Consider the following 23,858-nt stretch of genomic DNA (forward strand, 5'->3'; position numbering starts at 1 on the left):
CCTATCATAACTTGTCAAGTAGATTTCAGTCTCTTTACAAAACAACAATATGGAGCAGTCCTAAAAAATACCAATAATCAAAATATCACCCCATGACTGAGCTTATCGAACTCTATGACAGTCTCTCTGTACTCTATGGTTCACTCCCTTCTGGAACGGACTCTGAGTGGAAGTTAGCCTTGAAATCAGTATTGTACGGTGGTGAATTGTTGGCTGAAGAGGCGTCGTGTTATGGGAAGCAACAGAATGAGCGGAATCGTGGGAAACGGAAAGACTACGCACGGCGACATGGGAATGGGGTTCGGGTTACAGAGTTTTCGGCGATCACGGTGGCAGAGCCGCGAGAGGATGATCGCCGATATGTACCCGCGGGTGCGAGGTTGCCTGTTGCGCCCGAGTCGGGAGAAGTACTTCCAGTACAAGTTTCGTCAGAGGAGGTTGATTGGGCGATCTCGCTGCTGGCGGAGTTTCCAGCTGAACCGGCCGCTGATCGGCCCGATGATGGTATGGAGGTACTGCTCGACCCCGAGCGGGTTCGCCAGGCAAGAATGAACACGGGACGAGGAGGGATTGACGCTGAGACGACCGTCCTGTTTGTGAGCGACACGCATCTTGGATACGAAAATCGTGAGAAAACTGGACGTGGAAATACAGTGTCCTGGGTCGGAGAAATCTCCAGTGAGGAGACGTTCAAGCGAATTACGCAGATTGCGATGGAACGTGGTGTGGACGCAATCGTTCACACCGGCGATATTCTCGATCATGAAGTGAACCAAACGACGCTTGATACAACAGAGACGTTCCTGGCGGCGTTGTCTGGCTTGGGGATCCCGGTGCACTGCATTATCGGATCGCATGACCATGATTCGGCGAATCCTCAGCATCCTGATTCTGTTGACGGGATTGCGTGGCTCAAATCCCAAGAGAGGGAAGGCCACCTTACGGAATTATCGACTAGCCCGACAGCGGTTGCTGGCGGTCCGGTTGATGCGTACGGAATTCCCGCGGGGAATGTGGGGATCGACGATGTCGGGAAGTTCTACTCGCGGGAGTGGACACCGTCCGATATCGCGTTCAGGATAGCATCGGCCGGGCCAAACGTGCTGTGTCTGCACGATGGGTTGACGCCGTACCGACGGTACGACGCGGATGTTGATTTGGATCGGTTACTCGCACAGTCACGCGTCTCGTTTGACTGCGTGCTAATCGGGGATGAGCACCGTCCAAAGAAGCGGGATTTCAAGAATGGGTATACGTTCGAGGCGAATGATGGGACGCCGGTGTTCTATACGGGGCCAGCGATGCGGATTAGCGAACCGTACCGGGACCACGACGCGTTCGTGACAGAACTAACAGTATCCGCAGACTCTATCGATACCAGGCGGCACAAGCTGTGATCGTATACTCATGTTGGAACGATGGGACCTCTAAGGGAGGAAGGAATCCAATCAGGGTGGTGCTGTATTCCGGTGTCGAATAGATTTGTTCCGTTAAGGTGGGTGACTTCGTCGCTCGTGCCTGGTGTAGTTACTCCATTGGTGATGAGAAGGCTAGTGAGGGTGATGTCTGGATTGTCGATGAGGTACCCGTTGTTGTTGGCGAATCGCCGGTAGGTGAGGAGCTCCTCGAGACCTTGTTTGAAGGTCTGAGTCGCGTCGGAGTATTTGATTTCACCGAGGACCACGGAGTCGAGTCTTTCGTCGGATGAGATATCGTAGATCTCGATGATGAAGTCGGGACGGCCACTGTATAGAACTGGGTCGTGTGAGTCGCCTGTGAGCGATTCGAGAGTGTCACTATAGTCGATGAGGGCGTCGTGATATCGTGCGTACTGTGCGTGTGCCGGACGGTGTGTTGTATCGAGTGGTTCGTGGAAACTGAGGCTACCGGTACTGTCGTGGTGGATTTCGATGCGGGTGTCGTCTGATTCGAGGTGCGCGAGTGCGTCGCTTTCTCCGTCGATTGGTTTGAGGACGAATCCGGGAGTAAACCGTGTGAGTGTTCGTATAAGGCGGAAGCAGCAGAAGAGTTCGAAGAGAGTCGGTGTGTCTGTCGGGACGACGAGTGTGTCTGCCAGGAGTTCCGTGATATCTGCGTCGAGCGTGTCGGCTTGAAGACGTTGGAACATATCGTAGAGGTCGTAGGCTTCGGTGTAGAGCGGGAGGCGTGACTGGCGAGCCGTGGTCATGTCCTGTCCGGAGACGGAGATTGCCGGCCCGTCTTTGATGCGGTTCAGGTGGACGTTCTGTTTGTACAGCCGGTCGAAGCTGGCGAGCTGGTCATCGGTCCAGAATTCCTGCCGCCAATCGTACTCGACACTCTGGAGTTCGTCTGCAACTGTGCGGTGGATTTGCCACAGGAGACGTTTCAAGACGCGGTTTTCTGCAATATCGTATTCTGTATAGGGGGTGTTGCAGACGAAGCGGCTACGGTCTGCGTAGCCGGATTCGGAACGGGTCCGGAGTGTAGCGCTCCAGTTGATCGACCCACGGACTTCCCCTTGCGTATGGATATTTTCACGTTGATGTTCGGTCTTAATGCGTCGAACGCGGTCAGGAAGGGCGCTGATGAAGTCGTGGACGTCGTCAGCGAGACAGAAATGGATGCGTTTGATACGCTCCCAGTCCTCAATATTGAGGCCTTCGTAATCGAGTGAGCGCGGGAGTGCGTTCGTGTTCAGCGCGCCGCTTCTCAAGTACGTACCCAGCTCTTCGCTGGTGGCGTTAACGAGTTCCTCTACGGTGAGACTACGCGTCATCGTCGAACGTGATACCGAAGAAGTCAGCCGCTTTTTGCTGGAGTATCGACTTGTCAAGATCAAGTGTTACAGGTCCGTTTTCGGTAGCGACGTTCTGATCGGTGAGTGACCGAATCAATTGTTTCTGCTGTTCTGGTCTCATACCCTCCAATTGCGGGTAGACGAGGGAAACGACAGCAGACGTGAGCGCATCTTTCCGTGATCCGCCGGCGTCATCGTATGAGCCGAGATACCGGATGATATCGTACACGATAGAGGGACCGATGACGCGATGTTCATTGATCCGTTGCCACAGAACTGCTACGACAGGGTACACGTCTTCGAGAACTGATCGGAGGGACTCATCGTCGGCGAGCCACGCAGTCGCGTAATTGTCAGTCCCGTCTGGGTCGAGGAGCGACGTCCGGACCTCGTCATCGGTGGTGAGTGACGGAACGCCGACGTGGACGAAGTTGAAACGGCGCATAAATGCGTACGACATTTCGTACAGCGAGGTTTTGTCGTACGTGTTCATTGTAGCAATTAGCCGCCACGAAGGGGTGACCGGGAAGGCGTCTGGGTTCCCAATAATGTCGGCGAGCTCTTCGTCAGTTGTTGAATTGGAAAGTGATCGAAGTTCGACGGTTCGGTCGCGTTCGTATGGGAGTTCGGTTGAATCGCCAGACAGAACGGAAAAGAGCTGTCCGAAGGCTTTGTCGATGTCTGACCGATTGATTTCGTCGATGATGAGCCACTCGTTGACGACACGGTCTTGCCGGAAGCACTTGAGGAAAAGCCGGGGTTCGAACAGTAGTTCCTGTCCACCGTCGCCCGTAGAAGGAACATATCCACCAATCGTATCAAACGCAGTCCACTCAGAGGTCGCAGTCGTGAACCTGTAATCGTCGACTTGCTCGTGGGTCGTCGCGGATTCACAGATTGCCTTAGCTAGTTTTGTCTTCCCGGTGCCCGGTGGTCCGGTAAAGATGAGGTGCTTTCCAGATCGGAGTGAGGCTTCGATCTCGCGTCGAAGTCGGTCAGCATCATCGAAGTAGAGACTGTTGGGAATCGAGACGTCGACCTCCGGAGAGGTGAGTTTTGTTTTGAGTTGATTAATAGCGTCCTGTGAGACACCGTCTTCAATCGGATCCTCTAGTGCGAGGATGGTTTCGAACTCGTCTTCGCTAAGGGGGAAGAGGCTTCCTTGTGCGCGATTTCTGATTGGAGAGGCGTCTTCCAGATCCGGGACCGCGGTAAGCTGATCCCACGAAATTGTTTCCATAGCCCGGCTGTACTCAATAGTGATTCCGTCGACCGGTTCATCGTACTCTTCGTGTTCATCTTCGTGGAGCCCTTCCCGGATTGTTCCTTCTGCCACGATAGCCTGGACGGGCTGGGACTCATAGAACAGTACCTTGTCACCAGGAGACGCCTCCTCGAACGCTCCAAAGATTCGACGTTTGTTCCCCTTTCGATTATACGCCGTATAGAAAACCTCTCCACCGTCTTCGATGCTTTCGACTTTCCAAATCGAAGGATTTGCCGAAATCCAGTAATGGTTCGTGCCTTTGTCCGTCGTTTCACCCTCATCATCGTCCCGAGATGACTCTTCAAAGACGAGGGCAAGGAGTTCGTCGCGATCTATATCTCCTTTGTCGGCGAGTTCTGACGTGAGGTCGCGATAATACTCTGAATCAAGAGTATCTAGTGTGTACGTCTTGATCGAATCGGAATCACTACCAACATCAATGTCCACCCCACCTTCCCCAAAAGTCACCTTCCAGTCAACGCTGACGACGTCTGAATGATTGATTTCAGGATAGCTCTTCTCACGGTGGGCAGCCGTAACGATACCGATCCCATAGATGATATCGGACTCTGAGGTACGCCCCTGTTTGGCGATTATCACATCGCCCTCGTCGATTTCGTACTGGAAGCGGTATGCCATACCACGACCATGGTTGTCGCCGGCCTCCGCGGCGATTTCGACGAGTTCTCCATCAGACAGCTCATCGACATCGTCGATGTCCGCTACATCGTTCGTCACCTTATGATCGAGTCCGTATCCGATGGACGCGATTCCATGTTGCATCCACGCATCCCAGTATTCGCCGCCCCTCTCAGGGGTGATTTGCCAGATTCTTCTTGGAGTTGCTGAAGGTTCCTCAGGGGTTTCGGGCTCCTCAATTGAGTCTACCTGACTAAGAAGAAACTCCGCTGCAGATCGGGATAGGTTCGCCAGATAGGCTTCATTGAGGTTACCGTTCTTATCGATGGGGTAGTACTTTTCAGTCCGATATTGATCCTGTCCGAGCCTCTTTTTCAAGTCGTCGTCAACAGGTACTGGTTCTCCAAACGAGCGTAGATCAACCTCAACCCGATAGTATTCTTCATCTCGGGATGTGTACGTCTCGGCATTCTCGATAACGGTCGAAATGCCTATCAGCTCGTTATCGAAGTTATGGAAGACCACGTCACCGATGGATAACTTATCTAAATTGTGATGCCAAAGTCCGTCAGTCTTGGCTCTGAGATACTCTTCCTCGATTTCTGGTTGGTTATGTTGATTCACCCAATAGAGATCGGCATCATCAGATATCTCTGCGACTGGCTTCGTAGATTGCTCACCTACGACCGATCCCTGTTCCTCAACCCAATTGAAGAAGCTATCCAGATGTCGAAAGTCGTTTTTGAACGGATAGTCGGTACGAACTTCGTGAAATTTCTCGACCTCAGTTAGATAGGAAGTGAGTCGGCCGGACATCTCATAGCCAAAGAACTTCTGCATACCCGTTCGTGAGCGGTGGTTACTGATCGGGTATTTTGTTGGATGGAGGAAGTAGAGGATCGGGGAGATAATTCCGTTTTGTATCCCTTCAATTTCGAGGTTGGCGAATTCTTCTATCGCGGGGTCAATCTCATCACGATTATCGGACCTGATCGCGGTTGAAAGGAGGTTAAATGCCTCTTCCTCATGGCCTTCAATTGGCACCGAGTATGTTCCTTTCCCAACGATACCTGTCCCTTCATCAATCCGCTCCTTAATCTCGGACTTCGCGGTGGAATCGATGTCGAGATTGTCAATTCGTTCCTTCTTGTTCTCTGGTTGGAGAGCGTCATCGTTCTGGCACAGGTTGTACACTGTGCGCATGGCGTATTCGTCGACAGATCCCGTCTCGACGATGGCCTGTACCAATTGACGGATTACCTTAGAAGAGTTCTGAACGTGAGCTTTGTCTCGCTCCCAGTCGTGTTTGTCACGGTATCGGTCGATTAGGTCTTCAATATCCTCAGACGAAGTAGCAACCATATTATCGAAATCCAACACACGACGGTCATAAAGGTATGCCGCTGATGAGCGCCCAATCCGCTCCCCGATAGACCCTGAGCTGAATCATATGGACTAATTGTGGTCGATGCCGTACTGAATCTTAATGCAGCGCTTCTCGAAAGGGGACCGTGTTCGGGTTGATATTCCAGACGAGACAGATCCTGATCACGAGCGGTATCATGGAGTACACGGTCACGTTGTTACAGTACTGACTGACGATGCTGAAGCGGTGACTGGTGATGAACGGGACGACCACCTCTATCGAGTCTCTCTCTCCTCTGGAGAAACCGCAGATTTTCGATGGCGCGACCTCCGGCCCCCCATCGACGAAGATGACAACTCTACGTCCTGATAAGCGGACATAGGTTCTTATGCAACGAGATTGACGTCCGTATCTCGGAGAATTCGGGAAACGGTATGTTTCCACAAACAAACCGCTATACAGCGAGTAGACTATCCAGTCCTCTCTCCATTGAAACTGCTTTCCGGAAACGACCCGGTCACGTTTTTACTACTAGCCTGAAAACCAGTCTACCAGATATAGATGATTCGCGATGCTCGCGTTCTCCGCGCCGGGTTCGTCCCTCGGGAAGTTGAGCATCGCGACGCCGAGGTCAACCACCTCTCCAGCGTCCTCGAACCGATTACGAACGAGGAACCCGCCGACACAGCTATCGTCACCGGACCCAGCGGGACTGGGAAGACGTGCATCTCGCAGTTCGTCACGGAGCGACTGCGTGAAGAGGTCCTCGACGTCGAGGCCACCTACGTCAACTGCTGGCGCAACTACACCCGGTTCCGCACGCTCTACCAAATTCTCGACGACCTCGGCGCGACCATCGACATCCACCGGCAGTCGACGCCCCACGACGAACTCGTCGACCGCCTCCAGCAGCATGACGGCCCGCGAACCGTCGTCATCCTCGACGAGGTCGACCAGCTCGAAGACCCCAGCGTCATCTACGACCTTCACAGTCTCCCGCAGTTCGTGATCATCTGCATCGCGAACAAGGAAGAGGAGCTGTTCAGCCGCGTCGACGACCGGCTTGTGAGTCGGCTCCGTTCGAGTGAACACGTCCGGATGGACAAGTACCACGACGAGCAGCTGTACGACATCCTGAGTGCTCGGGCAAAGTGGGGGCTCGACGAGGACGTCATCACCGACGACCAGCTCTACCGGATCGCCGATGCGGCCGCCGGCGACGCCCGCCTCGCAATCGGCATCCTCCGAACGGCCGCCGGCAAAGCAGATCGCGAGAACCACGAGCGCATCACCGACGACATTCTTCTGGACGCCGCCGAGGATGCTCGGGCCCAAATCAAGCAGAAGAGCCTCGACTCGCTCACACCGCACCAGCGCGTCGTCTACGACATCGTTCGCGAGCACGGCCCGGTCGGGCCGAGCGAAATCCACGAGCGCTATACCGAGAACGTCGATGACCCACGGACGAAGCGGACAATCCGCACGTACCTCTCGAAGATGGAGCAGTACAACCTCCTCGAGGCGGAGGGGACGAGTCGGGACCGAGAGTACTCGCTCGTCGATTCGGCAGCGGCGTCGCCGATGCAGTGACGGTTACGCCGTCAGCTATCCCGAATTGAACTCGCCGAGGCCCGATTGCTCGTGGTCCAGCGGCTCGATGACCTGGGGATCGTCGTTGTCGGGGTTGTTGACCCGCGTCGACGATCTCGTCGACATCGCCCAGGTCACAGACTTCCTCGCAGCAGACTGAACTGCGTCGACACGGCGCTCCCGACTGAGAGCTGTTCACCCGAGCACGTTGCGGGCGTTGTGCCGGTACGGCGCCATCTCCTCGAAGTTGCCCGCGTTGATGTTGAATTTATTCGGCGACCCGGCCGTGGAGTACCGTTCTAAAGTGTCGTCCGGCAACGCGAACCAATCGATACGGGTGGCCGCCGCCGCCAGCTCGTCTTCATGATCGGCGACGAACTCCTCGAACGCGTCCCTTGTCTCAAGGACGAACAGATGCACGAGTCGTCGATCGTCTGCCGACACGAGATCCCAGCGCGTCTCCTTCAACACACCCCCGAACCCTTCGCTGGCATGATGGTACCACACCCGGCAACTGTCACCGACTGCGTAGGTGTTAGCACGCGAGCGGAGATCGTCGTAATCGACCGACTGCTCCGTGACGGCGTCGGCGAATTGCTTATGTCGGTCCGGTCCTCCGAATTGTTCCAGGCCCATCGGTCTATCGCAGAGATACATAGTCAAGGGTTGTAAGGCCGCGTCTCGCGGCGGCAGATGTTTTCTTCCGTCTAGTACGGTTAGCCCGATCATCCTCTCCTAGGATCCTCACGAATGATGCTAATCCGTCCAACTGCCTCTCTGAAGTGCTGTCCAACCGGATAAGCGGAAATTTCTACGTTCTGGAGCCCGTACCGTTGATATGTCCGAATGGGCCCTGCTGCTGGTGAAGCCGGACGCCGTGGAGCGTGACCTGACCAGCGAGGTGTTCCGCCGTGTCAGGAAGCGGGGCTGTCGGTCGAGCAGTTGCGGACGGTGACGCCGAGCCGGGGACTGGTCGAGGAGCACTACGACGAGCACCGCGGGAGCGACGTCTTCGAGCCGCTGGTCGACTACATCGCGGAGAGCAAGATACACGCGGCGGTGGTGTCTGGTGAGAATGCAGCATCACAGCTGCGCGACGTCGCTGGGGATACGGAGCCGGTGTCGGCCGACGAGGACACGATCCGCGGCGACTTCGGCGACGACTCCTATGAGGCCGCTGATTAGGAAGGCCGGGCGTTGCAGAACCTGGTGCATGCATCGGAGCCGGACAACGCTGAAGACGAACTCCGGCTTTGATTCCCCGAACAGGTGTAACTCGACTAGCCGAGTCTCAACAGCGCCATCTATCTGGAGCTCGTTAGAAGGCCCAGAGTAACGCTTCAACCAGAAGGCGTAGCCCCAGCACACCGAATCCGGCCGCCACACACCCAATCATGTACCGGTAGTCGAAATACTCCTTTTCACCGTGGTACTGCCAGATACCGATCAAGACGATCAGGGATGCAGCGCCTACGGCAGTCTGCATACTGGCAACCGGGTAACCAACGAAGGACCAGATAGCTAGCCCAGCCCACGTAACCATCAGTAACCGGAATATCAGGTCCAGTCGTTCCTGCGCCCACTTTTCTTTCTTCTTCGCCATACAGAGATAGGCGTCCTTCCGCCCCTCCAGCTCCTCGAAGTCGAATATCTGCTCACTAAAACGGCGGATTTCGGTCTCGTACATCTCGTAGTCCTTCTCAACCTCTTCCCGAAGTCCAGTCAGGTCTTCGATGCGGTCCTGGATTAACGGGAAATAGATCCCGACCAGAACAACGACGATGAACAGGCTGAACGGTGGTACATAGGTCACGTTGTTCCAGCGGAGAACGAGAAAGAGGTTCGCCACGATGGTCCCGATGAGCGTGAACAACAGCGTCTGGATCTGTCGGGAGAGCTGTGTGGCCGCATCGGAGACACGACTCGTCAGCCCGGTCATGAAGGAGTGAATCTGCTGGATTGCGTCGCTCAGATCGTCGAAGTTCTCTTCAATAGCATCGACCTGCAGATCCTCGTAGTACTCCCGCACCTCCTCAACGTGGTCCGGTAACTCGAGCAGATCGTCGCAGGTGTTGGCTATCGCGAGTCGCCAAAAATCCCGGAACGCGGCTTTGTCTTCGTGTTCCGCATAGATCTCATATGCACGTACGAGTCCGTCGATTTCAGCTGGATCGTAGTCGCGGCTCGCATCGTGAGGGTTCGCCTGTTTTGCAAAGGTCGTCGGCTCCGAGGTGATGGTGAACTCTATCGACCCGTTCTTTGCTTCGACTGCCGATGAGAACACCCCGTAAATACTGTACACCAGCACGGGCCGGAAGCCAGGAATCACGTCTCGGACCGGGATGACAGCAGCAGGAGGAACCGGGGACAGGTCGTCATACCAAACGGTGCTCTTCCGGGCACGCTGCATGGCTTCCTGATACTGGTCACGGCTATCAGCGAGTTCCTCACCCACCAACTCGTCTACATCCTCTAATGTGGTGACAACCGAAGCATCGATAACAGAGGTAACACGGCTTTCAAAGACGAGTACAGGCAGTTTCTCGAACGCAAAGAACGCATCAATTACATCGGCTATCGACTCGCTCTCCACCCACTGGCCGAGTGTTTCTAGATCGGGCCAGAGGAACACGTCAACCTCGCTCTGAAGGACACTCGGGAACGTCGAGATCAACTCATCCTCAATAGTCGATTTATCGACAATCCCGGTGAGCGTGACGCTGTGACCGTCATCGGCGTGGAGACCGTCGACGAGTGTTTGAACGAACTCGGCTGCTCGCTCGATATCTGAATCACTGTAGTTGTTGAATCCTCGCTCGGCCCGGTCGTGGTCGGTAGATAGGTCTAATTCGGCGAGCTCTTCAAATCCATCACTGTGCGTCACGACGCCCGTCCCACTTTTTCCGAAGAGCCGAATCGTCGGGCTATCGCATCGGAGCTCGAAATCAGTAAACCACTCCGGGTGAGTGTGGACAGCCTCAATCACACCGAAGAGCTCGTCTCTGTCAAGACCCGATGCTGTTACGGTGAATCCGATGTCGGTCAGGGTGGTTTCTACCTCGCCCTCGGACTCGAGAGACCGGACCTGCTGCAGTACTTCAGTAACGTCAGAAGGCATACCCAGTTAGAAGAGATCGTTCGGGCGAGGCAGGTCGTCGATTTCGTCGAACACGCTGCGCTTGTTCCTACCGGATCCGACCGTCATCTGTGGCTGTGTCCCTGATAGAACGACGTAGTACGTATTACCTTCTTTCGCCAGTTTGACGTTTTCTTGCTGCTGGAATTCGCTCAGCGGTATCTGGAAGGACGTGTTCGCGATCTCGATAGAGACTGTCGCCTCCTGCCCGACCTCGTCGTCGAACTCCTCTGCCGCGAAGTCGATGAAGTCATCTAACGAGTCGAACTCTCCATCTTCGCCATCCATCCGCTGGCTGATGGAACCCTCGACGAGCTCGTCCGGGTGCTTCTCTTCTTCGAGCCGGAGGAACCGCCACCAGTATTTCGCGTAGTGTTGGCTGCCGTCCCGTTGATAGACGTGCGCCTGCTCAGGGTCCGGTTCATTCTCGAACTCGTCATAGAAGGGGTAGATGATGCTCTTGTCTGTTTCTTCCCGGATGATCCGCTCGTGCTCGACGAACATTTCGTCGGTGTCGATCTCGTGTGCATCGGGGAGGAACGGTGTCTTGATCACCGCCACGAAATCGCGGTCGTGTTCCTCAAACGGTGCGACGATGATCAGGTCGGAGCGAGATTGAATTTCGGTGATGTACCAGTCGGCGATGTACTCGCTGTATCGTTCGATATCCCCATCGTTCCTGACCTCCTCGAGCACTTCGATAACAGATTCGCCATCATCGGTTCGTTCCACCTCGGCCTCGGCGCTGAATCGGTGGTTTCGGGCGCTCTTCGAATCCCCGTATTTCTTGTCAAGTGCTGTATCGATAAGTTCTTCACAGATACGGGAGGCCTCGGCGCCGGCGTCAGCGTTGAGATCTTCATCGTCGAGGACGCCTACAGTTGAAGGATCAGGACTATCGTCGCCCTCCGTTTTCACGCAGCTATAAACGCCGATCCCCGTAACCTCAACCATAGTGCAATTTCCCAGGAATTTGTCTTATAGCTTGTGCGACGACCGGAGGATTATGTATTTAAACTAGGGTTGGGAGATAGGATGGCCGGTCCTCTGACCCCCTATAACCTGCCTGACTCCGGATTGGCGGCCAGTATGGCGGCCCTCCCTGCCGATGGACCGTCTACATCAACCGCCCTCGCATCTGCGGGATATGAAGACAAGTCCGTCGAACGGTTGACGCCTCTTAGAGGCGGCCAGAGTCAGTGTAGGCGAGGTCGCGGGTCCAGCCCCGACGGGAGCTACAACCGGGTGAGGTCCGACAACTAGGCGGCCCGGCCTTCCGGCCGGATATGAATGAACTTCAGCTGTGAAGTATTAACCAACACACCGCCAGCAATACGGGCGGGAGTTGGTTAACACGGAGAACGCTTGATTCAGGAACTATTCTCGGAAACGGGATACAAACAGGGACTACTCGGGACTGTACCGGGATTGGAGGAGACCAAGTCGAGTTTCCTGAAACGCGGAAGCGACACGCCGCGGCTTATCGGGAACGTAGACAATTAGTCGAGTATGGGAGAACACTCAACGTCGAACCGATTGGCGGTGGACCAGCCGACACGGGGCGCTGACCGCAATCGGTCCCTTGCTGACCAGGCCGATCCGGCTACGGACGAGATGTTGTTGCCGTCACTCGGCGACGGCATCACGCTGCTCGACGTCGAGAGAGGCCGCGGCGTCCCGATCCTGCAGTCGCTCGTGCTCGACCATCTCCTCCTACACGACGGGCCCGCCTTCTGGGTCGACGCAAACGGCCACGCGACGACGACGACACTCGCCCAGATTGCGCCCAGTCAACGGTTACTCGATCGAATCCACGTCGCACGCGGATTTACCGCTTACCAGCACTACGGCGCCGTCTGTGATCTCCCGTCAGCGGTGAATAAGGTAATCCAGACGTCCACCGCCGACGCCGGGGCGGCCGGCCGACAAGCACTAAGTCCCGACGAAGACACGTCGTCCCACACGCCCGCCCTCATCGTCGCCCCGGCCGTCGACGCCCAGTACTGCGCCGACGATACCCTTGGCGAGACCCACGCGAAAACCCTCCAGGCCCGCACTCTTGCCCGGTTAGCAACCTACGCCGAGGGATACGACATCCCGGTGCTCGTTACGCGAAACGAACGAAACGAGTTCACCGAGCCAGTCGCGACGGTCGCCGACCACAACCTCGAGTGCGAGCAAACCCGGATGGGGCCACGGGTCGTCGGCGAGGACTTCGAGACGCTGGTCTATCCCGTCGACGACGGCGCGTACTACCAGACGACGTTCGCGTACTGGCGGCAGCTGCTCGCGGCACGCGCCACGCAGGTCGGCGTGGAGCCGACGACGCCGGCGCCGTCGACGCCGACCCCGGAGGGCGTCGGGACGGGCGTCACAGCTGACGGTGAGACGGTGGCGGCCACCGCGGATCCCCTGCTCGATGCGTGGACCGCTACCGGGACAGGAGGCCGATAGCGATGGGGCGTACGAACCCAACCTACCGTGATGCACTGCGGGCCATCGAAGAACGCTGGGCGGAGTTCCGCCGAGCACTGCGGCGTCGCGACCAGCCCCGGTTCGACCGGCTGGTCGAGTACGCCCGCGAGCACGCCGACGCGAGCGGGCTGTTGAACCACCAGAATCCGCTGCTGCCGGCGCTGTTCAGCATCGATCTCGAACAGGAGGCCCGACTCGACGACCACGAGGAACGCCTCGAGGAGCTCGAAGCCGCGGTCGCAACAAGCGATGACCAGGAGGCCGCTCCATCGGACTCGGACTCGTGACGATGCCGTTCAGTATCGACTTCCTTGACGACGGCCGCGTCCTGGAGTGGGAGGTAACCGCCGACGGTGCCGTCGCAACAGAACGGGATAACTACACACCGCGATTCTACGTCGCCCCTCGGGACCCAGCGTCCGACCTCGACCTCACGACGCTCCAGTCGGTGTACGACCAGCACCCGGATGTCGTCGCGACCGAGACGGTTGCGCGACGGCCCGGCTTTCGACGGGACGAGGAGGGTGTCCTCGCCGTCGACGTCGCCCACATCGACAGGGTAACCCCACTCGCCCGGCAGGCGCGCCAGCTGTCGGACTATCCGGTTGGTGATCTCGCCTGTTTCAACGTGGACTTCACGCGGGAGTTCCGGTACTGCCTGGAGACCGGCGTCGATCCGACGCCGGCGAGCGAGCTGTCGACGCTCCGGCTCAGCGTCCCGGTGCCCGAAACGAGCAACGACGTCTATGGGGAACTGTCCGTCGCCGACGACACCGTCACTGGCTCGCCGACGGATCTCCTGACCGCCGTGCAGGCAGCGCTCGACGCACACGATCCGGATATCCTGGTCTGCTCGACGAGCGAGATCGTCCCGACCCTGTACGAGATGGCAACGGACGCCGGCGTCGACGACTTCTCGCTGAGTCGGTGGCCGGACGTCGACTACCAGCAGCTCGCGAGTCGGTCGACGTACTCAAGCTACGGCCGCGTCGGTCACTCCCCGGCGCGGTACAACGCGCCCGGCCGGGCGATCATCGACGAGTCGAACACGTTCTTCTACGGGGAGACGAACCTTGACGGCGTCCTCGACCTCGTGTCGCGCTCGAAAAAGCCCGTCCAGGAGCTTGCGTGGGCGTCGATCGGGAACGTCCTCACGGCGATCCAGATCTGTGAGGCCCACGACCGCGGCGTCCTCGTCCCGTGGAACTCCTGGCGCCACGAGTTCTACAAGCCGATGGGGACGCTCCACGACGCCGACCGCGGCGGCTTCATCTTCGCGCCCGAGATCGGCCTCCACGAGAACGTCCACGAACTCGACTTCTCCTCGTTGTATCCGAACATCATCTGTACCCGGAACGTCTCGCCAGACGTCATCCGGTGTGACTGCCACAGCGACCGCGACGACGTCCCCGGGCTCGGATACTCGATCTGCGACGAGCGGGGCTACCTCGTCCACGTGCTACAGCCGATCATCGACGCTCGCGACGAGATCAAGGCGGCCATCCGTCGCGAGAACCAGCGGGACGATCCCGACGAGGACCGACTCGCGGAACTCGAGGGGCGGTCGGGAGCGCTGAAGTGGATCTTGGTCGCCTGCTTCGGCTATCAGGGCTTTGCGAATAGCAAGTATGGGAGAATCGAGTGCCACGAATCGATCAACGTGTTCGCTCGCGAGATACTGCTGACGGCGAAACAGCGGCTGGAAGCCGGCGGCTGGCGCGTCGTTCATGGCATCGTCGACTCCATCTGGGTGACCCCGGACCCCGACGTCGACGACGATACCCGCGAGGACCTCAAGACGCTCGCGACGGAGATCACGGAACGCGTCGAGATTCGGCTCGAACACGAATCCCACTACGACTGGGTGGCGTTCGTGCCGCAGCGCGAGAGCGACGCCGGCGCGTTGACGAAGTACTTCGGGAAGGTCGCCGGCGACGACGACTTCAAGATCAGAGGGATCGAAGCCCGGCAGCGTTCGACCCCACCGTTCATCGAGGATGTCCAGCGGGACTGTCTCGACCGGCTCGATGCCACGCAGTCACCGGACGCGGTGCTCGGACGTCTCGAACGAGCAATCGACGAACTGCAAGCGGGCAACGTAGCAGTGGAGCGGCTCGTCGAGCGGAATCGTGTCTCCAAGCCACTGGAAGGCTACTCACAGAATACCCAGAACGTGGCGGCCCTGAAACGGGCTCGCGAGCAGGATCTGGCAGTCCATCCGGGCCAGGATATCGAGTACGTGGTCGTTGACGACGAGAAAACCTCGCGAGACCGTGTCGCTCTCGCTCACGAGAGCATCAAGGCGTACGATCAGTCATATTACGAGACCCAACTGGTTCGGGCTATCGAGAGCATCCTCTCACCCCTAGGCTGGAATCGTACAAACATCAGACGGAAACTCGATGGGACGAGAGAGGTAGACCTAGATATGTTTAGAGCGCTCGAACAAGAGTAGCCAATCATTCAATTTCTCCTGATTGTAAGACCTAATGGCAAGACGGCAGTATTACACATCGATGACGGGGGGTGTAGCCAAACACCGTTTACACTTCGATGACGGGGCGTCAGACGGACGGCTTACACATCGATGACGGGGGGTGTACTGACAGGTTAGTGAAAGTCAAGAGCAAATCGAAACGATTCGTTCTCTGAGTTGCGAAAACGGGTTACACATCGACGACGGGGGGTCTCGGATGACGAGGCGGCTGAATAGTACTTCGTCGTCGGTTTAGAGACGGTAAGACCGGAGACGTTGAATGTGAGGAATAGACTCTTCGTATCGGCAGGATAGACATCGACGGTGGTGAATCTTTTTATGCCTTCAGAATGCAGCAAGCGTATGGCCGGTAGCGATCAGGGTGGGACGGATCAATCTACCCTTAGAGAAGAAGAAGCACGTTCTCAGGCGGCAGACACTGAAACCGACGCCGCCGAAGCGGATGCCGCCGCTAACTCCGCTTCAACGCGCGATGAAGTAGATTCAGCGGAGAACGCGCAACGTTCTATCCGCGATATGCTCGATGAGGAGGGTGGTGCATCAGTTTTCGACAACAGAGATCTCGTCGAGCCGGATACGATCATCGACGAGGAACGGATTGTTGGTCGCGATGACCAGCTCGAGTCCGTTGTCTCGTTCCTAAAACCCACCCTGCAGGGGAATCGGCCGCCGAACATGTTGCTGTATGGTCCAGCAGGCACGGGAAAATCACTCATCGTCGGAGCTGTTACGGAGCAAATCATCGAACTCTGTAAGTCGAAGGGAGAGCGCTTCGGCGTCGTCTCGATCAATTGCCAACCGATCAATACGCTCGACCAAGCGGTCTACGAACTCGTTCAAACCGTCGCGAAGAACGTGGGCGCAGAGGTCGGCGTTCCTGAGACGGGAGTGTCGACCAAACGCAAGTATCGTCGTCTGTACGAACTCATCAACGAGAATTATGACTCGGTCATTTTCATCCTCGACGAGATCGACCTCCTAGTCGGACGGCGCGCAAATGACGAGCCGGCCTACTCGAAACTTCTCTACCAGCTCTCCCGTGCGAGCAATACTAACGAAATCGAGGGGCGTGTCTCAGTTGCGGCGTTGACGAACGATCCGAAGTTCATGGAGAACATCGACGGGCGTGCAGAGAGTTCATTCAATCCTCGAGACGTCTACTTCCCCGATTACGACGCCAACCAGTTGCGCCAGATCCTCAAAAATCGGCGAGACGCCTTCCGGCCAGATGCACTCGAAGACGACGTGATTCCACTGGTGGCGGCATTCGCAGCGCAAAGCCACGGTGATGCTCGGAAGGCCATTGATCTGTTCCGCGGTGCTGGTGATCTCGCTGACGAACGCGGGGATGAAGAAGTTCGCGAGGAACACGTCCGTGAATCGCAGGAGGAGATCGACAAGGACCGATCACTGAAACTCGTCGAGGGGTTAACGACCCAGAAGAAGATATCCCTGTATGCGACAGCAGCGGTCGCCCGGCACTCCAGGCGGTCGGGAAGTTCAGTTCCGAGTCCAGTCGGGTTCAAAGTCTATCAGTGGGTCACGGACGAACTCGATGCCGATCAAATGACTCGAGAAACCTACGTCAAGTACGTGAAAGAGCTCTCCACGTATGGATTGATCTCGACGTCGAGGAAGAGCCGAGGACGTGGTGGTGGGATGTACATGGAGTTCACGTTCACGGGTGATCCAACAGCGATTATGGATCGGATCGTCGAGGACACAAGGCTGGAAACGGTCGGTGACCAGGAAGAACTCCTTCAGTCGGTTGTCAATGCTCAATTGAACGAATTCCACGAGAAGTAAGAGCCATCTCCAACGTCGTGACGGTGTTTCTATGGATACAACACTCCCCGTCATCGATGTGTAATCGGTTATTTTCCCGGGGTTACACGTCGATAGCGCTCGAATCACGACAGGGCCCATCAAACTGGACGAGATTGTTCTCGAGTGGTTGATCCACGGACGAGCTTCGATCATGGGTAGGACGTGAACCCCCTCCCCCCGCCATCGAAGTGTAAATCCTCACCAGAGGGAGGGTACAGAGGACGAGGAGCAAAACGCGAATCGGCCAGAGAAGTCACGAGAGCCGCGGTCTCACGGGAAAGAGGCACTAGAACAAACACGACGAGGAAGCTGTTCCCCGCTCGGTACGTCGGAGTTCCACTCCTCCGAACCTTCGCGGTAAGCGCTATTGCGGTTACGGTACTGATGGGTGGCACATAAAACTTCGTCAGACTAGTGACAGTCGTGGAATATGTGGTGATTCTCCTGTCTCGGCGTCTCTTCGTCCTGTTCGTGGCGCTTCCGGCCTCTTTCGGCTGTTCTCGTCTCTGCCCCCCTCCCGCCCTCGAGAGTTTACACATCGATGACGGGGGGGGAGGGTTCCGAGTAATCGGCAAGGGATCGTGTCCGCCCCTTTCGTGATCGCTCGCTACTCTCGTGGATTCACGGGGACGATATACTCGTTCTTCCAGGAATCGCCCTCCCGCCACATCTTGTGCTTCATATCACATACCGCTCTAACCGACCCAGATGGGGATCGATCATACCGACACTCGTGAGGTCACAACTTCGACGCGGTGTCCTGTCGATAGCTGCGATGAGGTCTTCGACACGAAGCACGGTGCCCGTATCCACTTCCGGTACCATCCTGATGACGAGAAACAAGAAGCGCTACTCGCCGGAATCCGTGAGCTGAACGACGATCTCGGTCGACCTTCGACAGCTGGCGAGATGGATGCTCTCGGAAGATTTAGCGTTTCGACGTATCAGAACTACTTCTCGAGGTGGACCGAAGCTGTTCAGTCAGCGGGGCTGAATCCTCATCGTCGACGTGACCTCACGGATGCTGAACTGATTTCTGAACTTCATCGACTCCGTGACGACCTCAAACGCACGCCAAGAGCGAGCGATATGCTCGAGGAGGGACAGTATGCTGTCAGTAGTTACGTCAATCGATTTGGGAGCTGGAACCGTACCCTTGAGACCGCTGGGTACGACCCAAATCTTGTCTACAGTGCTGACCGCGTCGATCTGCTGAATGAACTCGGTCGCCTCTACCGAGAACTACGACGAGTCCCCTCCAAGTCTCATATGGCCGAGTTGGGACAGTTCGCGACACGTACATACCAGTCGGAGTTCGGGTCGTGGAACGAGGCGATCAGGGCTGCCGGGATGGAGCCGAATCAGACGTTCGGTGAGTCATGGAACTACCACTACGGCCCCAACTGGTCGAACCGTCGTGAGGAAACGATCGAGCGCGACGATTCAGCTTGTCGTATCTGCGGGTGCCCTCGTGAGATGGCGACGCAGGATTTGAACGTCCACCACATCCATCCTGCGAGGGGATTTGTCTCTGGAGACGACGTCGATTACACCGCCATGAACGAGTTATCGAATCTCATCACTCTTTGTAGTGGATGCCATCAGCGCTTCGAGGGACTTTGGACAGAGTGTTCTCCCGTGGAATTCGCGCGACGTGCCCGGGAAGCGGGAACCAGGTAGAAATTACTCTCGCGGATTGACTGGAGCGATGTATTCGTTCTTCCAGGAATCGCCCTCCCGCCACTGCCAGTAGTAGTACCGATAGGATTTCTCGCCTGTTTCCTTCGTGGTCTTCACCGTGATGTACGCACCACTCGCCGGGACGTCTTCATAATCGTCTGGATCCGTCGAGATCTCGCGCTCGTCCAGCTCCTCGAGGTCCTCCTCATCGACCTCTTCCTCGGCTCGGCGACGCTCGAGTTCTTCTTGTCGCTGTCGACGTTTCCATTCCGCCAGATCAGCCGCGTACGTCGCGACTGCTTCCAGCCGTTCCGGGGATTGGTTCTCGAGTGGTTCGCGAAGATACTTCGGCAACTCTGGTGCTGGCGGTTTCTCCGGGACGTCCTCGGTCATAGTTACCCCACGAACGGCATATTACATCAATCTGTGGGGTAACTTTGAGGTTTGACGATGCTCACCCCCCGTCATCGAAGTGTAAGACGGCTCGATACGCCTTGTTACGGCTGAATATCCGATATTCGATCTTCGACGACGTCGGACAGGATACTGATAGCTCCAGAAAACACTTCATCACTCCTCGTCGAACGGGACTGTTGGATCGACTGACGGGTAACGCTCGTCCGGAACGAGGATCGTATGGATATCTCACGAACGACACTCAAGCGCGCTGGACAGCTGGTCGGCTACTTCGTGCTGGGTCTCGTCGGCACGGGGGCTATCGCCCTCGGATTACTATACGTATTTCAGCCGATTCAGACCGTTATTTACGACCTCGTCTATCTTTCTGCGAGGAGAGAATCCGACAACGCCTCCACAATCCACCGCCGATGGCAGGCCTGATATTCCACGCTAATCCACACCATCAAGTAGGATTACCTACATCGATTATGTGTGGCGATTCAGGTCACGCGCACCTACGTTGGTTCCATCCAGAACCACCGGCAGGTCTACGATGGCCTCGACTCGCTCGGAAACTCCGCCTCGAAAATCTGGAACGTTGCACGATGGACAGCCGACCGCATCTGGGATGAGACAGGCGAAATCCCCGATGAGAGCGTGCTGAAATCGTACATGAAGAACCAGTCGTGCTGGAAAGACTTGAATGCACAATCCAGTCAGAAAGTCATCGAAGAACTTTCCGACGCTTTCCAGTCATGGTTCGACCTGCGACACAACGACGACGAGGCACATCCGCCTGGCTACCGAAAACACGGTGACGACCGACCACGTAGTACGGTCACGTTCAAAGCAGACGGGTTCAAACACGACCCCGAGAACAATCGCGTCCGACTCAGCAAGGGGAAGAACCTCAAGGAATACTGGTCGGACTTCCTGCTCTGCGAGTACCAGACCCGCCCCGATGTCGATCTTTCGGAAGTCAACAAGGTGCAGAACGTTCGCGCCGTCTGGAACGGTGACGAGTGGGAACTGCACTTCGTCTGCAAAGTCGAACTCGAAACGAACGACTCGGCAGGTGATGAAGTGGCAGGTATCGACCTTGGAATCAAGAACATCGCCACGGTCGCGTTCCCCCATGAATACGTTCTGTATCCCGGCAACTCGCTCAAACAGGACAAGCACTACTTCAAACGTACCGAGTACGATACTGAGGGCGAGAATGGCCCCTCGGAGAAGTCGATGTGGGCGCGTCGAAAACTCGCAGACCGCGAAACCCATTTCTACCACGTCCTCACAGACGCCATCATCACCGAGTGTGTCGAACGCGGTGTGGGAACGCTCGCAGTGAGTTGGCCCGAAGACGTGCGTGACTCGGACTGGGGGAAGACCGGGAACAAGAAGTTACACTCGTGGGCGTTCGACCGCATCTACCAGTACCTCGAATACAAAGGTGAGGTGCGTGGCGTCGAGGTGCTGAAAGAGAACGAGTGGAACACCTCGAAGACCTGCTCGCGGTGTGGTGACGACACGAAGTCGAACCGCAAACATCGTGGATTGTACGTCTGCTCGTCGTGTGGATTAGTCGGAAACGCAGATTGCAACGGGGCGGAGAATATGCGACAGAAGATAACTCCGAGTCCTCACGGTGAGGATAGGAGTAACGGCTGTGTGGCACAGCCATCGACACACTTGTTCGATTTAGAGAGTGGGGTGTTCGCCCCACGAGAACAGGTCGTGTCGTAGACCGACAAATATCCCACCTGCGGTACGGGAAGCCCCGTCGTTCACGACGGGGAGGATGTCACCTCTGGGTTGGCCCGAGTGAAGCGACCGAGACCGCGATTCTCACACACTTCGTCACGGTTGGTGTCCTCGGTCTCAGCCTCACGATGTTGCTCGGGGACTACCTCAGCGATCGGCTGGTGCATCGCGAACAGATCCTGAAGGCGATCGGGGGACTGGTCGGACTGATTGTGGTCTTTCTCGCGATCGCGCTCGCTGGATACGCGGCGTTTCTGACTGCCTTGCTCGTTCTGGCCGTCGCGTTTCTCGGCATTCCCCTGATCCTTCGATATCGGTACGACATCCGGTCGGGAAGTGTTCCAGCGTTCCTCGGCGGTATCCCGGTTCTCGTCCTCCTCCTGCTCCTGGTCGGGTTCGGGCTCGGGTGGGGATGGGGCTACGTCGTTACCGCACAGGAAGTCCCTGTGTCCGCTGTCGACGACGCCACAGCCGTCACCTTCGACGATGTCCCGGAGGTTCGGGACGACCTCTTCGCAGCCGACAATTGTGAAGCGGGTACCGACGATCGGCGCGTCTGCCGGCTCTACCTTCGTGGTTACGAGCACGAAGCTGCAGCGGCTCGGTTCATGGCCTGGCACGGCGTTCGCTGTCCATATCAAAACGCTCGAGCACCTGCGTCACCGGAGACGTTCGTCGCACGCCACGACGGGACGTACTACCGAATCAGTTGCGCAGCACATGGGGATTGAGCGACCACGATTGGGACTACATCGATGAGCTCTTCGGGACCGTCAGCGGCGGCTTCGAAGTTCACAGTTACCCCACGGAATGGAACAAATGCATTATCGTGGGGTAACTATCTCATATTCAGCGCTCGTAACTGAACGCACATCTGTTCTAAACCGTCTCGTTCTCGCGAGAAATTCGGCGCGGACGAATCGGCGACCTATCCGACGAGATCACTCGGCGTGAACAACGAGAGGTCGTCTCGTTCGGCAGCAGTACTGCGGAGCCCGTCGGAGAACCCGGAGCGACAGAAACAGCAGTAGTGATACGTCAGCTCTTCACCGCCATCCGGCGACCACTGGACCTCCTGGGCGGTTCGTTCGAGATCAGCTAGATCGCCTTCGGTCATCTGCCGTGTCGTGTATTTGCACTCGCCGGCGACGAGTGTCCCGTCACTCCCGAGGCCGACGACGTCGAGTTCGTGTTCGCGATGCCACCAGTAGCCAATCCCCTGGTAGGTGTTCGGAAGTAGCGATGGGAGGGCGTTCTGACAGACGATCTCGAACATCGGTCCCATGTAGTCCGTGAACGTCGGCTCGACGAGTTCCTCGTAGGCCGCGTCACCGAGCTGGACGAGCTTCCCGGTCTGTCCATAGACGTAGCGGAACCAGAATCGGAAGAGCGGTTCCTTCAATCGATACCGACTCTTGCGCGTCGCGTTCGGGTTCGCCGTGACTGGGATGTCCCGCTCGACGAGCCGTAGCCGACGGAGCTTCGAGAGGTACGACCCGAGGCTGTTCGAGTCGACACCGGCGAAGTTGGCGATCTCGCTGGTTTCGCGGTTCCCGGTAGCGATCGCCCGGAGGATCGTGTAGTAGGTCTGTGGCTCGCGAATGCCGAACTCGGTCCGCAACAGGAACTCCGGCTCGTTGTGCAGGACGCCATGTTCCGAGAGGATGCGCGCCTGGATGTTGTTCGCGAGCGTCTCAGACGGATCGAGCGCACGGAGGTAGTACGGCGTCCCCCCGAAGACGCCCCACGACTGGATCGTCGTGTCCGGATCGTCCCCCGGATAGAACTGTCTCGCATCCTCGATCGACAGCGGCGGGAGATCGATCGAGCCCGTTCGTCGCCCGTACAGGGGACTGCCGCCACCGAGGACCTTCTCCTCCATGACGCTGATCGAGGATCCGACAAGGACGAGCGTCATGCTGGTGTCTTCGAGCTGGGTGTCCCAGACGCGCTGGATCTTGGAGGGCAGTGCCTCGTCGGACTGGACGAGGTACGGGAACTCGTCGAGGACGACGACCGCGTCCTGTCGTCCCAGCGCACGCAGGAGTGCCTCCCAGTCGCGCTGGATGTCCTCGAGGAGGGGAAACGTCTCGCTGGCGGTCTTTACGAAATCGGCGAGTTGTACCTCGGGGGTTTCCTCGGTCGCCTGCCAGTAGACGGCATCATCGAGGTCGGTCGTCGCCTCACGAACGAGGGCGCTCTTCCCGAGCCGGCGCCGTCCGTAGATGACGAGCAGTTCGGCTTGCTCGCTCTGGAATGCTGTCCGAAGTGTCTCGAGTTCGTCCTCTCGGTCGACGAACCGTCGCTGTGTCATACCTCCGCTTCTGGGCGCGGGAGAATAATACTGGCGATTATCTAAATCACGATTTTGTTAATCGTAATTTTGCTTCTGTCTGTACCGACAGTGACCTTCTACAGCATCGAGATTCGATACAGAGGTAC

General features: G+C 57.1%; 19 protein-coding genes and 1 pseudogene. 12 read left to right on the forward strand and 8 right to left on the reverse strand.

Features of this window, described 5'->3' with window-relative positions; genetic code table 11:
- Window positions 1-92 precede the first annotated feature (92 nt).
- Window positions 93-1,397 (forward strand): metallophosphoesterase family protein, encoded by a 1,305-nt coding sequence (locus tag NL112_RS19820; RefSeq protein WP_255152838.1) that lies wholly within the window; start codon window positions 93-95, stop codon window positions 1,395-1,397.
- Between the two features lie 8 nt (window positions 1,398-1,405).
- Here NL112_RS19820 and NL112_RS19825 read toward each other — a convergent pair whose 3' ends face one another.
- A complete protein-coding gene (locus tag NL112_RS19825; protein WP_255152839.1) occupies window positions 1,406-2,758 on the reverse strand; it encodes a hypothetical protein in 1,353 nt (450 codons plus the stop codon).
- Window positions 2,748-6,047 carry an AAA family ATPase gene (locus NL112_RS19830; RefSeq protein WP_255152840.1) on the reverse strand — a complete coding sequence of 1,100 codons (3,300 nt, stop codon included), beginning with the start codon at window positions 6,045-6,047 and terminating at the stop codon, window positions 2,748-2,750. The genes NL112_RS19825 and NL112_RS19830 overlap by 11 nt, the downstream gene beginning before the upstream one ends.
- A gap of 124 nt (window positions 6,048-6,171) precedes the next feature.
- Between NL112_RS19830 and NL112_RS19835 the strand changes: the two genes are divergently transcribed.
- Both NL112_RS19835 and NL112_RS19840 read left to right on the forward strand, forming a co-directional pair.
- Complete coding sequence (locus NL112_RS19835; protein WP_255152841.1) at window positions 6,172-6,420, forward strand: DUF8139 family protein; 249 nt, start codon at window positions 6,172-6,174, stop codon at window positions 6,418-6,420.
- Between the two features lie 192 nt (window positions 6,421-6,612).
- Window positions 6,613-7,641 carry a Cdc6/Cdc18 family protein gene (locus NL112_RS19840; protein WP_255152842.1) on the forward strand — a complete coding sequence of 343 codons (1,029 nt, stop codon included), beginning with the start codon at window positions 6,613-6,615 and terminating at the stop codon, window positions 7,639-7,641.
- 15 nt (window positions 7,642-7,656) lie between these two features.
- Here NL112_RS19840 and NL112_RS19845 read toward each other — a convergent pair.
- Window positions 7,657-7,752: pseudogene (locus NL112_RS19845) on the reverse strand (SOS response-associated peptidase); the annotation flags it as partial.
- An 84-nt stretch (window positions 7,753-7,836) separates the two neighbouring features.
- A complete protein-coding gene (locus tag NL112_RS19850; protein ID WP_255152843.1) occupies window positions 7,837-8,277 on the reverse strand; it encodes a hypothetical protein in 441 nt (146 codons plus the stop codon).
- A gap of 315 nt (window positions 8,278-8,592) precedes the next feature.
- On the opposite strand from NL112_RS19850, the gene NL112_RS19855 reads away from it, so the two are divergent.
- The gene (locus NL112_RS19855; protein ID WP_255152844.1) at window positions 8,593-8,826 is read left to right on the forward strand and encodes a nucleoside-diphosphate kinase; all 234 of its coding nucleotides are present in this window, start codon (window positions 8,593-8,595) and stop codon (window positions 8,824-8,826) included.
- Window positions 8,827-8,959: 133 nt separating this feature from the next.
- Here the strand turns inward: NL112_RS19855 and NL112_RS19860 are convergent, their stop codons facing one another.
- Together NL112_RS19860 and NL112_RS19865 are read right to left on the reverse strand one after the other, a co-directional pair.
- Window positions 8,960-10,759 (reverse strand): hypothetical protein, encoded by a 1,800-nt coding sequence (locus NL112_RS19860; RefSeq protein WP_255152845.1) that lies wholly within the window; start codon window positions 10,757-10,759, stop codon window positions 8,960-8,962.
- A gap of 6 nt (window positions 10,760-10,765) precedes the next feature.
- Window positions 10,766-11,731, reverse strand: coding sequence for a hypothetical protein (locus NL112_RS19865; protein ID WP_255152846.1), 966 nt, complete (start codon window positions 11,729-11,731; stop codon window positions 10,766-10,768).
- Window positions 11,732-12,286: 555 nt separating this feature from the next.
- Here NL112_RS19865 and NL112_RS19870 point away from each other — a divergent pair.
- From NL112_RS19870 to NL112_RS19890, 5 genes are all read left to right on the forward strand, one after another.
- Window positions 12,287-13,231, forward strand: coding sequence for a hypothetical protein (locus NL112_RS19870; protein ID WP_255152847.1), 945 nt, complete (start codon window positions 12,287-12,289; stop codon window positions 13,229-13,231).
- 2 nt (window positions 13,232-13,233) lie between these two features.
- On the forward strand, window positions 13,234-13,539 hold the full coding sequence (locus NL112_RS19875) for a DUF8156 family protein (protein ID WP_255152848.1): 306 nt from the start codon (window positions 13,234-13,236) through the stop codon (window positions 13,537-13,539).
- 2 nt (window positions 13,540-13,541) lie between these two features.
- Window positions 13,542-15,707, forward strand: a complete 2,166-nt coding sequence (locus NL112_RS19880) for a type B DNA-directed DNA polymerase (RefSeq protein WP_255152849.1) — start codon at window positions 13,542-13,544, stop codon at window positions 15,705-15,707.
- Between the two features lie 384 nt (window positions 15,708-16,091).
- A complete protein-coding gene (locus NL112_RS19885) occupies window positions 16,092-17,555 on the forward strand; it encodes an orc1/cdc6 family replication initiation protein (protein WP_434084208.1) in 1,464 nt (487 codons plus the stop codon).
- Window positions 17,556-18,284: 729 nt separating this feature from the next.
- A complete protein-coding gene (locus NL112_RS19890) occupies window positions 18,285-19,256 on the forward strand; it encodes a homing endonuclease associated repeat-containing protein (protein WP_255152850.1) in 972 nt (323 codons plus the stop codon).
- 3 nt (window positions 19,257-19,259) lie between these two features.
- On the opposite strand, the gene NL112_RS19895 is transcribed toward NL112_RS19890, so the two are convergent.
- Entirely contained in the window at window positions 19,260-19,649 is a 390-nt protein-coding gene (locus NL112_RS19895; protein WP_255152851.1) for a hypothetical protein, read from the reverse strand.
- Between the two features lie 243 nt (window positions 19,650-19,892).
- On the opposite strand from NL112_RS19895, the gene NL112_RS19900 reads away from it, so the two are divergent.
- From NL112_RS19900 to NL112_RS19910, 3 genes are all read left to right on the forward strand, one after another.
- Window positions 19,893-20,096, forward strand: a complete 204-nt coding sequence (locus NL112_RS19900) for a hypothetical protein (RefSeq protein ID WP_255152852.1) — start codon at window positions 19,893-19,895, stop codon at window positions 20,094-20,096.
- Between the two features lie 51 nt (window positions 20,097-20,147).
- Window positions 20,148-21,398, forward strand: coding sequence for an RNA-guided endonuclease InsQ/TnpB family protein (locus NL112_RS19905; protein WP_255152853.1), 1,251 nt, complete (start codon window positions 20,148-20,150; stop codon window positions 21,396-21,398).
- Window positions 21,399-21,544: 146 nt separating this feature from the next.
- Complete coding sequence (locus NL112_RS19910) at window positions 21,545-22,147, forward strand: hypothetical protein (RefSeq protein ID WP_255152854.1); 603 nt, start codon at window positions 21,545-21,547, stop codon at window positions 22,145-22,147.
- Window positions 22,148-22,344: 197 nt separating this feature from the next.
- Here NL112_RS19910 and NL112_RS19915 read toward each other — a convergent pair whose 3' ends face one another.
- On the reverse strand, window positions 22,345-23,730 hold the full coding sequence (locus tag NL112_RS19915) for an ATP-binding protein (RefSeq protein ID WP_255152855.1): 1,386 nt from the start codon (window positions 23,728-23,730) through the stop codon (window positions 22,345-22,347).
- Window positions 23,731-23,858: the final 128 nt, after the last annotated feature.

It is taken from the genome of Halorarius halobius (assembly GCF_024298865.1).
In the GTDB taxonomy this organism is placed as follows: Archaea; Halobacteriota; Halobacteria; order Halobacteriales; family Haloarculaceae; genus Halorarius; species Halorarius halobius.

Coding starts and splice junctions, on each gene's coding strand:
- NL112_RS19820 (WP_255152838.1), top strand. CDS start 93: ATGACTGAGCTTATCGAACTCTATGACAGTCTCTCTGTACTCTATGGT.
- NL112_RS19825 (WP_255152839.1), bottom strand. CDS start 2,758: ATGACGCGTAGTCTCACCGTAGAGGAACTCGTTAACGCCACCAGCGAA.
- NL112_RS19830 (WP_255152840.1), bottom strand. CDS start 6,047: ATGGTTGCTACTTCGTCTGAGGATATTGAAGACCTAATCGACCGATAC.
- NL112_RS19835 (WP_255152841.1), top strand. CDS start 6,172: ATGCAGCGCTTCTCGAAAGGGGACCGTGTTCGGGTTGATATTCCAGAC.
- NL112_RS19840 (WP_255152842.1), top strand. CDS start 6,613: ATGATTCGCGATGCTCGCGTTCTCCGCGCCGGGTTCGTCCCTCGGGAA.
- NL112_RS19850 (WP_255152843.1), bottom strand. CDS start 8,277: ATGGGCCTGGAACAATTCGGAGGACCGGACCGACATAAGCAATTCGCC.
- NL112_RS19860 (WP_255152845.1), bottom strand. CDS start 10,759: ATGCCTTCTGACGTTACTGAAGTACTGCAGCAGGTCCGGTCTCTCGAG.
- NL112_RS19865 (WP_255152846.1), bottom strand. CDS start 11,731: ATGGTTGAGGTTACGGGGATCGGCGTTTATAGCTGCGTGAAAACGGAG.
- NL112_RS19870 (WP_255152847.1), top strand. CDS start 12,287: ATGGGAGAACACTCAACGTCGAACCGATTGGCGGTGGACCAGCCGACA.
- NL112_RS19875 (WP_255152848.1), top strand. CDS start 13,234: ATGGGGCGTACGAACCCAACCTACCGTGATGCACTGCGGGCCATCGAA.
- NL112_RS19880 (WP_255152849.1), top strand. CDS start 13,542: ATGCCGTTCAGTATCGACTTCCTTGACGACGGCCGCGTCCTGGAGTGG.
- NL112_RS19885 (WP_434084208.1), top strand. CDS start 16,092: ATGGCCGGTAGCGATCAGGGTGGGACGGATCAATCTACCCTTAGAGAA.
- NL112_RS19890 (WP_255152850.1), top strand. CDS start 18,285: ATGGGGATCGATCATACCGACACTCGTGAGGTCACAACTTCGACGCGG.
- NL112_RS19895 (WP_255152851.1), bottom strand. CDS start 19,649: ATGACCGAGGACGTCCCGGAGAAACCGCCAGCACCAGAGTTGCCGAAG.
- NL112_RS19900 (WP_255152852.1), top strand. CDS start 19,893: ATGGATATCTCACGAACGACACTCAAGCGCGCTGGACAGCTGGTCGGC.
- NL112_RS19910 (WP_255152854.1), top strand. CDS start 21,545: ATGTTGCTCGGGGACTACCTCAGCGATCGGCTGGTGCATCGCGAACAG.
- NL112_RS19915 (WP_255152855.1), bottom strand. CDS start 23,730: ATGACACAGCGACGGTTCGTCGACCGAGAGGACGAACTCGAGACACTT.